10 protein-coding genes are annotated in these 15,601 nt (G+C 44.2%); 7 read left to right on the top strand and 3 right to left on the bottom strand.

The genetic code is table 11. From position 1 onward, the window contains the following. Window positions 1-101: 101 nt before the first annotated feature. Both PLE34_RS02970 and PLE34_RS02975 read left to right on the top strand, forming a co-directional pair. Window positions 102-1,028 carry a family 2A encapsulin nanocompartment shell protein gene (locus tag PLE34_RS02970; protein WP_324554067.1) on the top strand — a complete coding sequence of 309 codons (927 nt, stop codon included), beginning with the start codon at window positions 102-104 and terminating at the stop codon, window positions 1,026-1,028. After that, on the top strand, window positions 1,009-2,973 hold the full coding sequence (locus PLE34_RS02975) for a family 2A encapsulin nanocompartment cargo protein cysteine desulfurase (RefSeq protein WP_324554069.1): 1,965 nt from the start codon (window positions 1,009-1,011) through the stop codon (window positions 2,971-2,973). The genes PLE34_RS02970 and PLE34_RS02975 overlap by 20 nt, the downstream gene beginning before the upstream one ends. A gap of 37 nt (window positions 2,974-3,010) precedes the next feature. On the opposite strand, the gene PLE34_RS02980 is transcribed toward PLE34_RS02975, so the two are convergent. Then, window positions 3,011-4,363: an Nramp family divalent metal transporter gene (locus PLE34_RS02980; protein WP_324554071.1), complete on the bottom strand. Its 1,353-nt coding sequence runs from the start codon at window positions 4,361-4,363 to the stop codon at window positions 3,011-3,013. A 289-nt stretch (window positions 4,364-4,652) separates the two neighbouring features. Continuing rightward, window positions 4,653-4,985, bottom strand: coding sequence for a hypothetical protein (locus tag PLE34_RS02985; protein WP_324554073.1), 333 nt, complete (start codon window positions 4,983-4,985; stop codon window positions 4,653-4,655). A gap of 310 nt (window positions 4,986-5,295) precedes the next feature. On the opposite strand from PLE34_RS02985, the gene PLE34_RS02990 reads away from it, so the two are divergent. From PLE34_RS02990 to PLE34_RS03005, 4 genes are all read left to right on the top strand, one after another. Further along, window positions 5,296-7,728: a TonB-dependent receptor gene (locus PLE34_RS02990; RefSeq protein WP_324554075.1), complete on the top strand. Its 2,433-nt coding sequence runs from the start codon at window positions 5,296-5,298 to the stop codon at window positions 7,726-7,728. Window positions 7,729-7,843: 115 nt separating this feature from the next. Then, on the top strand, window positions 7,844-10,039 hold the full coding sequence (locus tag PLE34_RS02995; RefSeq protein WP_324554077.1) for an alpha/beta hydrolase: 2,196 nt from the start codon (window positions 7,844-7,846) through the stop codon (window positions 10,037-10,039). A gap of 593 nt (window positions 10,040-10,632) precedes the next feature. Next, entirely contained in the window at window positions 10,633-11,649 is a 1,017-nt protein-coding gene (locus PLE34_RS03000; RefSeq protein ID WP_324554079.1) for a zinc-binding alcohol dehydrogenase family protein, read from the top strand. A gap of 32 nt (window positions 11,650-11,681) precedes the next feature. Next, the gene (locus PLE34_RS03005; RefSeq protein ID WP_324554081.1) at window positions 11,682-12,635 is read left to right on the top strand and encodes an SMP-30/gluconolactonase/LRE family protein; all 954 of its coding nucleotides are present in this window, start codon (window positions 11,682-11,684) and stop codon (window positions 12,633-12,635) included. 280 nt (window positions 12,636-12,915) lie between these two features. Here PLE34_RS03005 and PLE34_RS03010 read toward each other — a convergent pair whose 3' ends face one another. Further along, the gene (locus PLE34_RS03010; protein WP_324554083.1) at window positions 12,916-14,523 is read right to left on the bottom strand and encodes an isochorismatase family protein; all 1,608 of its coding nucleotides are present in this window, start codon (window positions 14,521-14,523) and stop codon (window positions 12,916-12,918) included. Between the two features lie 290 nt (window positions 14,524-14,813). Between PLE34_RS03010 and PLE34_RS03015 the strand changes: the two genes are divergently transcribed. Next, window positions 14,814-15,557 carry an SDR family NAD(P)-dependent oxidoreductase gene (locus PLE34_RS03015; RefSeq protein WP_324554085.1) on the top strand — a complete coding sequence of 248 codons (744 nt, stop codon included), beginning with the start codon at window positions 14,814-14,816 and terminating at the stop codon, window positions 15,555-15,557. Window positions 15,558-15,601 lie beyond the last annotated feature (44 nt).

Genomic DNA, 15,601 nt, shown 5'->3' on the forward strand with positions numbered 1-15,601 from the left:
CATTTATATAGTCTATAAAATTTATAGACTATTAACTTTCTTTTCTTATATATTTGTAAGAATTAAAAAAAAAGGTTAAACTTTAGATTAAAATTGATACAATGGCTGACACTAAAAATCAACAACAAACCGCCCTCGGCGACATAGCGGCACGGCAACTCGCTATTGCTACACGCACAGTTCCTCAAATGGTTACTATTACTCCACGCTGGCTTACCCGGTTATTAAACTGGGTACCTGTAGAATCGGGAGTGTACCGGCTTAACAAAGTAAAAGATGCCACGCGAATTGAAGTAGACTGCTCTTCAAGAGATGAAAAAACATTGCCACAAACCTTTGTGGATTATATTGAAAACCCAAGAGAATATAACCTGGCCGCAGTACAAACCATTGTAGATGTACACACCCGGGTTTCCGACTTGTACAGCAAACCTTATAACCAGATTTCTGAGCAGTTAAGGCTTGCCATTGAAACGATAAAAGAAAGGCAGGAAAGCGAACTGATTAATAACACCGGATACGGATTATTACATAGTGTAGCCGGCAGCCAGCGTATTAAAACGCGTACCGGCGCTCCAACTCCCGACGATCTGGATGAACTCATTGCCAAAGTGTGGAAGGAACCCGGGTTCTTTTTATTACATCCACTGGCCATTGCAGCATTCGGCAGGGAATGTACCCGTCGCGGTGTTCCTCCTCCCACTATTTCTTTATTTGGTTCACAGTTCTTAACATGGAGAGGCATTCCATTAATCCCATCCGATAAACTACCCATTGTAAAAGGTAAATCAAAAATCATATTATTGCGCACAGGCGAAACCCGGCAGGGGGTGGTAGGTTTATTCCAACCTGGTTTACAGGGCGAGCAAACCCCTGGGCTTTCCGTTCGTTTTATGGGCATCAATGAAAAAGCCATTGCATCCTATCTTGTTTCCTTATACTGCTCGTTAGCAGTATTGGTGGATGATGCTATTGCCGTATTGTATGATGTTGAAATTGGTAACTATCATGAGTACAAATACAAATAATCTTCCGGACGTGGAAGTCTTGCAGGAATTGGCCAACCAGCTCTTTAAAGCTTTACCGGAAGATGCGCCAAAGGAAATTTCATTAGATCCATATGAGCACCCGCGGGCAACTGCTTTCGCGAAATCAATCACGGGAGAGGGTATTGTTCCCGGCGTAAACCTTCCTGCAGATGAGCTTATGACGCATGGCATCGTGCAACCTGCATTAGCATCACCGGTGCCGGTTAGCGGGTTCTCTGCGCCACCTTCTGCAACAGGATTAGGTGTATCATCTTCGGTAGCAGGTAGCGGGGCTTCAGCGCCCCGGGAAAATTATTCAGCATTCGCAGCGCTCCAGCCCGGTTTAACTCCCGGATTTGAACAAACAAGTTCCGATAAATCTACGCTTAGTGGCGGCGTTCCGGCTTCAGTAGCTGGCAGCGGCGCATCTCCATCGTATGTACATCAGCCGGAAAATTTCAATATTAAGGAACCGGTAACCAGCTTTCCGGATGCAAATATTGATAAACAAACAGCAGGCAATAAGCAGGATCCATTTGCATTACCTTTCATAGATGAACAACCTTACTGGCAGGATATTGAATCAATCCTGAAATTTGTAAACATCAGCGATCCAACAACTGGTTCACATCATTCACCATTACCAATCATTACAGATACAAACACACCTTCTTTCTATTTTTTACAGCAGGAGCGATTACCTGTTAACAACGGTGAGTTAGGCGGTTTTACACATGGTTTTGATGCTTATAAAATAAAAAAAGATTTTCCCATTCTCAACGAAAAGGTGAATGGCAAATCGCTTGTTTGGTTAGACAATGCGGCTACTACACAAAAGCCGCAATCTGTAATAGACAGGCTGAGCTATTTTTACCGGCACGAAAACTCCAACATACACCGTGCTGCTCACGAATTGGCTGCAAGAGCAACAGATGCTTACGAGGAAGCAAGAAAAAAAGTACAGCAATTCCTCGGCGCCAGATCACCTAATGAAATCATTTTTGTTCGCGGTGCTACAGAGGCGATCAATCTTGTTGCACAAAGCTGGGGCGATCAATATCTGAAAAATGGCGATGAAATTATTGTGAGCCATCTTGAACATCATGCTAATATAGTGCCGTGGAAAAGATTGGCTGATAAAAAAGGATTGACATTAAATGTAATACCTGTAGATGATGACGGACAGATTTTATTGGACGAATATGCCAGGCTGTTAAACGCTAATACAAAATTAGTTGCCTTCACCCAGGTGTCGAATGCATTGGGAACAGTTACACCCGCTGAACAAATGGTTGCTATGGCGCATGCTGCCGGCGCGAAAGTTTTGGTAGACGGGGCGCAATCTGTTTCGCATATGCCTGTAAATGTACAGGCGCTCGATGCGGATTGGTTTGTATTCTCGGGGCACAAAGTTTTTGGACCAACAGGTATTGGCGTAGTGTATGGTAAAGAAGATTTGTTAAATAGTACCGAACCCTGGCAGGGTGGAGGTAATATGATACAGGATGTGACTTTCGAAGAAATACAATATCACAAAGCGCCCAACCGCTTTGAAGCAGGTACAGGCAACATAGCAGATGCGGTAGGTCTTGGCGCGGCAATAGATTATGTAACCCAACTGGGCATAGCTAATATCAATGCTTATGAACATGCTTTGCTGGAATACGCAACACATCATTTAAAGCAGGTGCCGGGTATACGGCTTATCGGCACAGCCGCTCATAAAGCAAGTGTATTATCTTTTATACTGAAAGGTCATTCAAATGATGATGTTGGCAAAGCACTCAACCGCGAGGGAATCGCAGTGCGTACGGGTCACCATTGTGCACAACCTATTTTACGCAGGATGGGAGTAGAAACCACGGTTCGCCCGTCACTGGCATTTTATAATACCTGTGAGGATGTTGACCGGTTGGTAGCAGTACTAAAGGGGTTGACCAGGTAAATAAAGGTTGATTACAATGCTGGTTCGGCTGCCAGATTTAACTTATCAGTTTCACCAACCCGTATACTGCTATCATTCCAATAGACAGTACACTAAGCCAGAATAATATATTATAGAAAATGGAGGATTTTAATGAAGGATAGTTTTTGTGGTAACGGAAGCACAGTGCGGCAAAAACAACGATCAATAAAAGCACCGAGCCCACCACGCCACCGGATATGATCATAAAAACCGGCAACTGGATAAAGAGATACGCTACTACCCAAACCGCGGGGAATATCCACGATAAAATAGCTATCGTTTTTTTTCTTTTCGCCGGGTTGTAAAAATCTATCCATCCAAACTGCCCGAAAATATCGGAGAACAATCTCGACCAGTAGGCAAGGGTTGCAAATACACTCGAAAACAATACAAAGAAAGCGCCAATGAGATAAGCTGTTCTTATGCCACTGCCCAATGATTGCGTATAAATATGTGCAAGGGTTTCTATCAAAGCATTTCCTTCCGGTATTTCTCCCCGGTTGTACAGTATGGAAGCGCCCAACAGGTAAAACGCGGCCGTAACGGCTGTATATATGATCATGGCCACTAAGGCATCGAGGTACATCACACTCGTCCAGCCCCTTGCCCTTTTCTTCCATTCCGCCGTATTATCGGCCGGTCCGGTATAAGCTGCATATCCCTTTTCAATGCACCAGTAATTGTAAGCAATGATCTCGTCGCTGGCCACACCGGTAATGCCAAATGCGCCTATGGCAATAATAACGAGGTGAGATGGCAGTTCAAATTGCAGCCCGGCTGCAACGTCGGTCATTGTAAAACGGTAAGGTGTAAACGAAACCGCTACCAGCGATACGATGGTTAATGCAGTGAAAGCCACCACCATGATCAGCGAGGATTTTTCAACGAGCCTGTAATAATTTTTATAGATAAGCACAGCAACTAGTATAGCGATAGCAATAGCCCATGCAAACACCGGCAATGCCGGGAAAAGCATGCTTAGAACAATAGCGGATCCTCCAAGCATACCGCCTACCTGTATTATTTTAAGTAAGGTCAGCAAAAAAACAGCACTTACAGTCCAGTTAACTTTCCCCAGTTTGGGACCGGGAAGCTTTGAAAAAGATTGCATGGGCGTTTCACCGGACACGACCGCCCGTTTGCCAAACTCTAATTGTATGGCTACTTTTACCAGGCAACTTACAATAATGATCCAGAATGCAATGAAGCCGGCCCTGGCGCCAAGTACAGTGGTAGCAATCAGCTCGCCGGATCCGACAATAGATGCTGAAAGAATAAAACCCGGTCCGAGGAATTTGAGTTTCGAACCGAAAGATACCGGCGGTTCTTTAATGCTGCTATGTGTGATGATATAATTATCCGCAATCATTGTTTGGGTTGATTTTTTTTCGACTTTATTATCCACCCCTCAAAATATACAAATTGTACGAGTATTTGTCATTGCGTTTTTTTTGGTTCCTTTTTTTTCGGAAAAAAAGGAACAGAATTCCTGCAGCATCTTTTATCACCGTATGATTGATGAAAGTTTTTTGTTGCAGCGGGGCGCTATATTTGGCGGAGGAAGATTACCCCCGCTTACAGGACGAAATAATGAAGTCGGCGACAAACATAGGTGATAAAGTGAGAGAATAAAGGGTGAACTACTCATTCACTATTCACTATTTACCACCTTGAAAACATTTCATCAGTTGCTGTGCTTTGAGCTCGTCGTCGGCTTTTTCCAATAACTGGCAGAAGGCATGCAGTTCTGCCATAGTGAGGTACATTTGAAAACAATCTGTTCCTGCAACATCAAGCATAATGATTTTAATATCCGGGTTTACGTTGGGCTGCATTTGCTTTACCTGCTGAATATAATGCAGGAAGCTTTTCCACTGATCGTACCAGAGATGGATAATGCTGGTGCCCGTTACCACTTCCAGCGCTTCACAATAAGCACATTGGGCAACATATCCCTGTTTATCCTGAATGATTTGTATGAATGCGCACATAAGTATTTGTTTAAGTAATAGTTAAATAGCTATCTCTAAATTAAACCGGCTTCTTTTTTTTAAAATGCCGGATCAGGAAAACAATTGTCGTTATTGGTAATAAAGCACCGTATGGAAGAATAGCTTCAGGGAAGATTTGCTGTTTCCGGAACCATCCCGATGTCATTCAAATAATTGTTTACTTTTTTCGTAAATCATTTTCCTGATTATTACGGGAATGTAATGACGATAAAAGAACTTTGCCCGGCCGCAGGATGTGTACTGCTAACACAGCAGGAGAGACCACTGTACAGAGAATAAAAAAACGGATATGAAAAGAATGGTATGGATGATTATGGTATTTGCAGGATTGGCGCCATACGGCACAGCTCAGCAAGTCGCGAAGCAGTATATATTAACGGGGGTACTCAAAGATTCCGCTACTTCCAAAGCAGTTGCCTATGCTACTATTGGCGTATGGAACGGGCAGAACGAGCATATTGCTTCAACCTATTCGCTGGAAAGCGGCGCTTTTAAAACAGCATTGCCCGAGCCGGGAAAGTACAGGCTTGAAATAAGCTTTGTGGGTTACAGCACAAAGGAAGTGTATATTGAATTAGCAGCCGGGCAGTTAATGCTGAAGCTGGATGACATCCTCCTGGTACAGGGTAGTGATTATTTGCAGGAAGTAAAGATCACTGCGGTGAAAAGACTGGTAGAACAGCGACCGGGGATGCTGGTATATAATGCAGAAAACGATGTAACCAATAAAGGAGGAACAGCGGCAGACGTACTGCGCAAAGCACCTGTGCTTAATGTAGATGCCCAGGGCAACGTGAGTATGCGCGGAAACAACAATCTTAAAATACTCATCAATGGAAAGTATTCCGGGCAAATGGCCCGCAGCGTGGCGGATGCGCTGAATATGATGCCTGCCGGCATGATCAGATCTGTGGAGATTATTACGACGCCATCGGCCAGGTATGACGCGGAAGGCGCTGCCGGCGTGATCAATATCATTACAAAAAAAGGTAAAGGCGATTTCAGTGGCACGCTGGAAGCAAGTGTGAGTAACCTGGAACAGATGCTGAACCCCCGGCTTTCTGTATCCGGACAAAAATGGAGCATTAACCTGTCCGGCCATTTGCACAGGCTTCGCAGGAAATCGGAGCAGTTGCTGGAGCGAACCACGCTTCTTGATAATGAACCAGCTGGCGGTTTAAGACAGTTCATCGAAAAAGACAATGCAGCGCCGCACGGGTCGGCTGATCTCGCAATAGATTATGCGCCCGATTCGCTTAGCGAGCTGAGCTTTGGTACAAATGCCTGGTTTGGTAATTGGCCGGAAGATAGTCGCCTGTCCGGTACCGTAAGTTTACCGGGTGGCGCTGTTGAAGAGCAATACCGGCAGGCAATTGATACAAGGAATGCTTACCTGGGCGCAGATATGAATATTGGGTATAGCCGGCGGTTGAAAAAGGCAGGGCAACAGATCACCCTGCTGGTACAAAATTCACCTTCGAGGGATTTGTCTTGGTATGATGCGGTGCAAACCGGCGAAGCAAAAAACCTGCTCTACCGCGAATTGAATAACAGCAAAACAAAGAACAGGGAATGGACTTTCCAGGCCGATTATATACATCCGTTTAATGCAAAGGGGAGTATTACGCTGGAAGCCGGAACCAAAATCATTTTACGCAATGTAGGTAACCGTTATGATGTGGCAGCAAGCGATCCGCAGCAGGTAGATAAAATGGAACCGCAACCGTTGCGCTCGGATGATTTCAGGTATAGCCAGGATGTAGCCGCGGTATATGCCATACTGAAATTAAAGCTCACCAATAACTGGTATATTGAAGCAGGCGCACGCCCTGAAGCAACTTACATCAGCGGGAAATTTATACATTCGGGTACGGCTTTCGATAGCAGGTTCGTGAATTTTATTCCTACTGCAACCCTCACAAAAAAGGTGAATGAAAGCAATACGTTCAACCTGAGCTATACCCGGCGGTTAACCCGGCCTTATATATGGGATTTGAATCCGAATGTAAACGCCAGCGACCCAAAGAACATCGTAGCGGGCAACCCCGAATTGGCACCGGAGATCGCCGACCAGGCGGAGCTTTCTTACGGGCTTAATACCGGCCCGGCATTTTTTATGCACGCTGCATTTTTCTACAGGCAAACGAATAATACGATCGTGGAGTTCATGGAAACAGATGCGCAGGGAATATCGTATACCAGCAAGCAGAACCTTGCGGGCAACCGGCAGTTTGGACTCAACCTTTCCTCAACGGTAAACCTTTCTTCAAGCTGGGGACTGAACGGGAACGTAAATATCAATCATCTTAACTATAGCAGTGAGGCGCTGGCAATATTTCGTTCAGGGTGGAATGCAGATGTCAGTATCAATACCAGCTATAAGCTGCCCCGTGATTTTGCAGTGCAGGTTTTTGGTGAGTACAGCACCCGGTCAGTTACCTTACTGGGCAGCCGGACCGGCGTTTATTATTACAGCTTTGCCGGGAAAAAAGAACTGAAGAAAACCAAACTAACCATTACACTGGCAGCCGTAAATCTTTTTAACCGGTTCATTCCGGAATCGGAAATGCTGAACCGTCCGCTCTTTATATCCCGAACGGATAACCGCTATTTCAGCAGGGCAGTTAAGCTTACGGTGAACTGGGAATTCGGCGGACTGCTTCAGCAAAAGGAAAGGAAACGGATCATTAACAATGACGTGAAAACACATGGGAAAGGATAATTGCATTATATTTTGTACTTTCAAAAGTAATGCGGGTTTGCCTGTTGATAACAGGTATTTGTTGAGATGCCGGTTTGTGCCTGGTAGCTCATGGTTCCTTATTAATTTTTTGATTGTGATCAAACTTAACAATTACGCAGTATCGTTTAAGATCATTTGCATATTGTTATTTGCTACTGTGCTGGTGAATAATAAAGTGCATGCCCAAAATGAATACGATGTAATACGGAACAACTGGATCCGGTTCAGCGATGCGCCCAATGCCCTGTATCATCATTTTGCACAACAGGCTTATACGCTTTTGGACAAACGTGCTGCTGCAATAAAAGGAATACATTCATTAAAGGTTTGGCACAACAGGCAGCAGTATATCCGTAAATCTTTACAGGATCTGGCAGGTCCTTTTCCCCAAAAAACTGCTTTGAATGCAAAAACAGTAAGAACAATAAATAAGGAAGGCTACAGGATAGAGCATGTTATTTATGAATCGCAGCCCGGGTTTTTTGTTACGTCTTCATTATATATACCAACCATAGAAAAGAAAAATAAACTGCCGGCGATCATTTATTGCAGCGGGCACGCCGGTGAAGGTTACAGGAGTACCGTATACCAGCATGTAATTTTAAATCTTGTAAAAAAAGGGTTCATTGTATTTGCATTCGATCCCGTAGGGCAGGGTGAGCGTTTGGAATATTTTGATGCTGCAACTGGTAAGTCAACAGTTGGCGGGCCGGTTGATGAGCATTCCTACGCCGGTGCACAGGCTATTATTGCAGGTAGTTCCCAGGCAAAGTATATGATTTGGGATGGTATAAGAGCAGTGGATTATTTACTTACCAGGAAAGAGGTGGATGCGCAACAAATAGGTATAACCGGCCGCTCCGGCGGAGGAACACAGTCCGCATATATTGCCGCATTTGATGACCGGATAAAAGCCGCTGCCCCGGAATGTTATATCACTAACCTCACCCGTATATTTCAAAGTATAGGTCCGCAGGATGCAGAACAGAATCTGAGTGCCGCTCTTGTGCGGGAGATAGACCATGCTGACCTTTTATTAGCGAGGGCGCCCAAACCAACATTAATGATCACCACTACCCGCGATATATTTAGCATTGAAGGCGCGAGGGAAACAGCAAAAGAAGTATCCCGAATTTATAAGGCTTATAATAAGGAAGATAATTTTAACATGATGGAAGATGATGCGCCGCATGCATCTACCAAAAAGAACAGGGAAGCCATGTATGCTTTTTTTCAAAAGCATTTAAACAATCCCGGCAATCCGAACGATGACGAAACGGATACATTAACTGCGCAGGAATTACAGGTTACCGAAACCGGTCAAATAGCCACCTCGTTAAAAAGTGAAACGGTTTTTAGCTTGAACCGTAAACATGCGGAGCAATTAGAACAACAACTGAAAACTTCCCGCAATGCGTTAAGCAGCCACCTTGTAAATGCAGTACAGACGGCACGTAAACTTTCGGGCTATGCGCCGCCACTGCAAAACTATGAACCTGTTTTTACCGGGCGGTTTCAAAGAGATGGTTATGTAATAGAAAAATATTTTTTGCAGGGCGAAGGGAATTATATTATTCCTTACCTGCTACTGAAGCCGGACAAGTTGAATCATAAAGCGCTTTTGTATTTACATCCTTCGGGGAAACAAGCCGAAGCCGCGGAAGGCGGTGAGATGGAATGGTTTGTAAAAAAAGGATTTACGGTGCTTGCGCCCGATTTGATAGGCGTGGGGGAGATGGGTTCCGGAATTTTTGAAGGGGATTCCTTTATCAAAGACGTTTCCTATAATGTATGGTTTGCTTCCATGCTCATTGGCAGAAGCATTGTAGGAGTGAGGGCCGGCAATGTGGTAAGCCTTGCCCGGCTATTACAGAGAAATGAAAATGTGCAGACCATTTATGGCCTTGCTAAAAAAGAAATGGCTCCTGTATTGTTGCATGCGGCGGCTTTTGATTCATCAATCAGCAGTGTAGCGCTTATTGAACCTTATACTTCTTACCGTGCTGTTGTAATGCATCGTTTCTATACCCCGGCTTTCATTCACAGCACAGTGCCCAACGCGCTTACCGCCTATGATCTTCCCGATCTTGCCGCCGGTATAGCCCCGAGAAAGCTGGTGATCGCCCATGCTACAGATGGCGCGGGAAATGAATCTCCCGGTGAAACGGAAAAAGATTTTGCAGTTATCAAAGCTGCTTATCATTATAAAAATGCAGACAGACAACTCCGTATTGTAGAGGGTAAGCCAACCGGTAAAAATATAGATCTGTATTTGGAATGGATAGAATAAGGATTGGTATCGATTTTGAAAAAACGAAGCTGATCAGGGCTTGCTCAATAAGTTTATCAATTTGTTTAATTGCATTTTTGTGCCTGATACCTGCAAATATTTTTATATAATTCTTGTAAAACCCTGCAGCGATATTCGTGCATCCTCCTTCGACGGACAGGTTAGTGGCAATTAATACTACTTTCACCACAAATTCATAAGGCTTCCATAGTTGTTGAACAAATCCTAATTAATACTTTGCACGCTGTGATTTTTACATTTTTAAAATCGAAGACTTTGAGCCTTTGCCAGCACGCGTTCTGTTCCATAGGAACATTTCATGGGTAGTAAATGTTGAAATAGAAAAGAGCTCGTTCCGTAGGAACGTTTGTATGTATTCTCCGGGATGTCCTACCCACCAAAAGTCCCTCCGGGACTAAGAAAATAATTTATATTATTATTTTTTTTGTGAGCAAAATGTTTTATTTCATAAGCAATTAATTATTAAAAAAGATCTATGGCAAACACCTATTTCAAATTTTAAGAGCTTGTTTAACATAGTGCCTTTCTGCTGAATGAATGGTGGTTTTAAAAAATAGAAATACCTTGCTGTAATGAAAGCATTAGTATGCAGCACCCCCGGAGCTTTTGAATATAAAGACCTGCCGGCGCCTGTATTACAGCCGGGGCATGCCATCCTCAAAATAAAACGCATTGGTATTTGCGGCACCGATTTGCATGCTTACCAGGGAACACAGCCTTATTTTACTTATCCAAGAATATTAGGGCACGAATTGGCCGCCGACCTGGTGGATGCCGATGGGTTAAGCGGGTTTGTACCCGGAGAAGCATTGACCTTTATTCCCTATTTCAGTTGTGGAAAATGCATAGCCTGCCGCAATGGTAAACCCAATTGTTGTGCTACCATACAGGTATGCGGTGTGCATGTGGATGGCGGGATGGCAGACTATCTATCTGTGCCGGAAGATACACTGGTAAAAAGTGAAGGACTGAGTTATGATGAACTGGCGCTGGTAGAACCCCTGGCTATCGGAGCGCATGGGATACGGCGTGCTGAGGTTATGAAAGATGAATTTGTACTGGTGGTTGGTGCAGGCCCAATTGGATTAGGTACTATGGAATTTGCACGGATAGCCGGCGCCCGCGTGATTGCAATGGATTTTAATGAAACGCGACTTGAATTTTGCAAAAACACGATGAACGTTGCATATACGATCAATCCATCTGCAGAAGATGCAATAAAGCGGCTGGCAGAAATTACAAACGGAGATATGCCCACCGTGGTTATTGATGCAACGGGCAACCGTAAAGCGATCAATAACGGGCTGCAATACCTGGCGCATGGCGGCAGGTATGTGCTGATCGGGTTACAGCGCGAGGAATTTTGCTTCAGTCATCCTGAATTTCATAAACGGGAAGCAACGTTAATGAGTAGCCGAAATGCCACCCGGCAGGATTTTGAACATGTTATTCATACGATAAAAGCCGGGGTGATCCGCCCGCTTCCCTATATCACTCACCGGGTACAATTTGATGAAGTAAAAGAGGTGTTCAACGAATGGCTCAATCCGTCCGCGGGTGTAATAAAAGCAATGGTTGAAAAGGATTAAATTGTATATTGAATTGAATAAAATATTCAGCTATGATGAAAGCTATTCTTGTTGTAGGTGTTTTTATTTCGGGCGTTGTGGCCGTAACGCTAAAACAGCAGGCCGGAAAGAATATTGTTCCGGCAATAACAACTGCCCGGGCAGATACCGGCGTTAGCCTGGCAAAGCTCATTAAACGCGGTGCAGCACTACAAAAAGTATCTGATCAGTTTAGTTTTACCGAAGGACCCGCGGCAGATAACAAAGGGAATATATTTTTTACCGACCAGCCTAATGATAAAATATGGAAATATGATACAAACGGGAATCTGTCTGTATTCATGGATAAATCCGGTCGCTCCAATGGTCTGTATTTCGATAACGAAGGTAACCTGGTGGCCTGCGCCGATGAAAAAAATGAACTATGGTCCATCAGTCCTGAAAAAAAGGTTACAGTATTGCTGAATGGTTTCAAGGGCGTTCGGTTCAATGGCCCCAATGATTTATGGATTGATAAAAAAGGGGGTATTTATTTTACCGATCCATATTACCAGAGAGATTACTGGCAAAGAAAGAAGCCGGACATGGATGCACAGAAGCTCTATTACTTAGCCAAAGGAGCCCAGGAAGCCACTGTAGTGGATGCCGACTTTGTGCGGCCGAATGGTATTATTGGCACGCCCGATGGTAAACATCTTTATGTGGCCGATATAGGCGCTGATAAAACCTACAAATATCAAATAAATGAAGACGGTAGTTTAACGAACCGGCAGCTTTTTGTGCTGCAGGGTTCAGACGGTATGACGCTCGATAGTAAAGGCAACCTGTATATAACGGGTAAAGGTGTAACCATTTATGATCCGTTGGGAACAAAAATAGGTAATATTCCTGTTCCTTCGGGTTGGGTAGGCAATGTATGTTTTGGCGGAAAAGACAGGAAGACCCTCTTCATAACAGCATCGGAATCTGTTTATACTTTGCAGATGCAGGTGAGGGGGGTGAAATAGGTTTCAGGTTGCAGGTCTCAGTGAATATCCGTTTCGGTCTGGACCTATCGTTTATTATTTGTCGTTTACGGTTTATGGTTTGTAGTTTATGGTTGCATTTGGCTTCGGATTTCGGAATTTCATCTTTGGATTTACAGTTATCAGGTGAGTAACTACTAATGATGGGATGAATCTTCTTCCCGTATTTTTTAGTTTATCATTTTTGGCTCACCGTTGGGATCGCATCGGATTTCGAACTTTCTCATACCTTATACCTGACAGCTAAAGGCACGGTATGAAACTATTGCGGATTAAGTAAATAATGAATAGCCTGCACAAATATCTTTTGTACCGCTTCGGTTTTCCAATCGTCCCAGTGACCAAGCGAGGTATATACCACCCTGTTTTTTCCACTGCTGTTAATCCACAAAACAGGTTCAGGTTTTTCATTCGGAATCGTTCCCGTTAGCAGCACCTGGGCATGGGGTGAACGTAAAGGCGCATTTTTATATAGCCAGTTTTTACTTGCAAATCCTTCCGCCGGTATGTTTTTAAGTATAGGGTGACCTTCCATTCCGGGAACGATATGAATAAGGGTGCTTTCTTCGAGATGCGGATAATGCCCCTGGTAATTGCCACCCAATGCAAGGCTGTCGAATTCGGGCCATTGTTCTAAGAAGCCGGAAACCTTTTCCGTAGAAGCCGCAATACCTCCCCCTTCCCTGGGAACATTTCCTTTTGCATCAAAAGCATGACTGGCCGTTCGTATTCCCAATACCGGCTTTCCGCGATTTACAAAATCTTTGATCAAAGCCATCTTTTCCGGCTCCAGTGCAATTCTACGGATAAATATAACAGCAAGATCTGCATCAGCGAGTATCTGCATATTTTCCAGGTTATGCCTGCCGGGGCCTTCCATTAGCGGAAGACCTGTTGCATATTCACAGTTCATATTTTCTTTGAGCAGCAGCTGGCGTCCGAACTCCGGCAGCTTTTGATTGGCGCGGTATTCGCCTTCTGCCGTTAAAAAAGCAATGATGGGCCGTTGGTCATGGCTGAACCTGAACTGTTTGCGTGCGGTAAAATCAGTTGAAACAATGGATGGACAAACATATTTCTCAATATATTCCGCCATAAGACTATTGCCGGTAAAATGTGATACATAAGGCCACATTTTTGAATTGTACATTACATCCGTAAGATCGCGGAGCAATGCAACATTCATCCCCAGTCTTACCATATTTCTTAACCCAAAAGACCTGCCGATCACGCACATATTGGTGTGCACACCGGTAAGAATAACATTTCTGATCCCTCTTGCCTTAAAAAGACCGGCCAACTCGGCACCGGAATCACTGATGGCATCTTCCTTACTGATCTCAATAGCATCATGCTGTTTTGTCCAGGCCTTATGCGGCGTTTCACCCACGTCTTCACAACCTTCATCCGACTGATCAATGGGCCATTCCGCACCTTTTTCCGAATCAAGCAATCCTTCGCCAAGCAGCTGGTTATATTTCTTCTTCTCATATTTTTGGGCAAGCTTTCTGCCCGGATGATCCTTATAATAATCCATACAATCGCTCGGGGCATGAACAATCAGCATCCCCTTTTGCCTGCCGGCAGCAATAACTTCATTAATATAAGGCGCCATCTCCCCTACCCTTTGCGTAGCGCCCGTGCACCAGTGCCTGTCCCACATATCACATATAATGATCGCTGTTTGTGAAGGAAGCCATTGCTGTACTTCGTGCGAAATAATGAAAGCGCCCTGCTCTTCCCCGGATGGAGGCCGCTTTTGAAGGGAAACGGTAAACGCTTCCTCTTTAACTTTAGACTGAGCCGGTAAGACATTAGAAAATAAAATGGCCGGTAACAACAGTTGAAAAATAAAATTTGCTTTTCCCATATTTTTAATGTTCTGTATTTCTATTGCCGGCACCGGCTGCCTGAAGCAGCGCGCCGTAGCGCAAGGAACCGAAAAATATCCGGGAAAAATTACAAAATATTATCCTTGCAACCATGAATTTTACCTTCAGCACCAGGTATGTAACCCGGCCCCCAACAGCCCCTGTTAATATGGTAACATAAAAGAGCCCTTCTGTTAATAACCAGCATTAACCATGTTGAAATAATTGGTTCTTTTGCAGGCATAGCTATCCCTGAATACAACCTTTGTTAACCCGATAAAAAAAATCTATGGATTTACATAATAAGGTAGCCCTTATTACAGGAGGAACACATGGAATAGGTGCAGAAACGGCGATTGCATTAGCAGCACAAGGTGCGCATATCGCTTTGGTTGCCCGGCACACCGGTGATGGAACAGTAAGAAAAAAAATAGAAGCAATGGGCATACCGTGCATTACGGTTACTGCGGATCTCAGTAAAGAAGAAGAATGTACACGGGCTATTAACGAAGTACAGATGCATTATGGAAGTATTGACATTTTAGTGCATAGCGCAGGCGCTCCGGCACCAGGCAGCCTGTTAAACGGTGCAAGGGAAATATGGTACCAGGCATTTGATATACATGTGCATGCTATCTTTCACTTATGCAGGGCCGCTGTGCCCTGTATGAAAGCCAATAAGAAAGGAGCGATTGTGCTTATTTCTTCGGCAGCAGGAATACGAGGAGTAAAAAACGCGCTGGCATACGCAGTGGTAAAAGGAGCTATTCCCCAATTTTGCAGGGCATTGGCCTTAGAGCTTTCGCCGGATAATATAACAGTTAACTGTGTATCACCGGGCGTAATACGTACACGGTTCCAGGATTTTCTTACGCCGGAGCAGGTAAAAAATAATATCAGCAACAGGATACCGCTTCAAAGAGAAGGTACGCCGGAAGATGTAGCGGCTGTTATCTGTACCTTAGTTAAAAACAGGTTTATTACCGGAGAAAATATAGTAATAGATGGCGGCATGACAATGCGCATCGTATAGCCGGGGCGGCAACGTGTTTTTAATAATACCTGCCTGTATCATGC

It is taken from the genome of Agriterribacter sp. (assembly GCF_035445465.1).
GTDB lineage: Bacteria > Bacteroidota > Bacteroidia > Chitinophagales > Chitinophagaceae > Agriterribacter.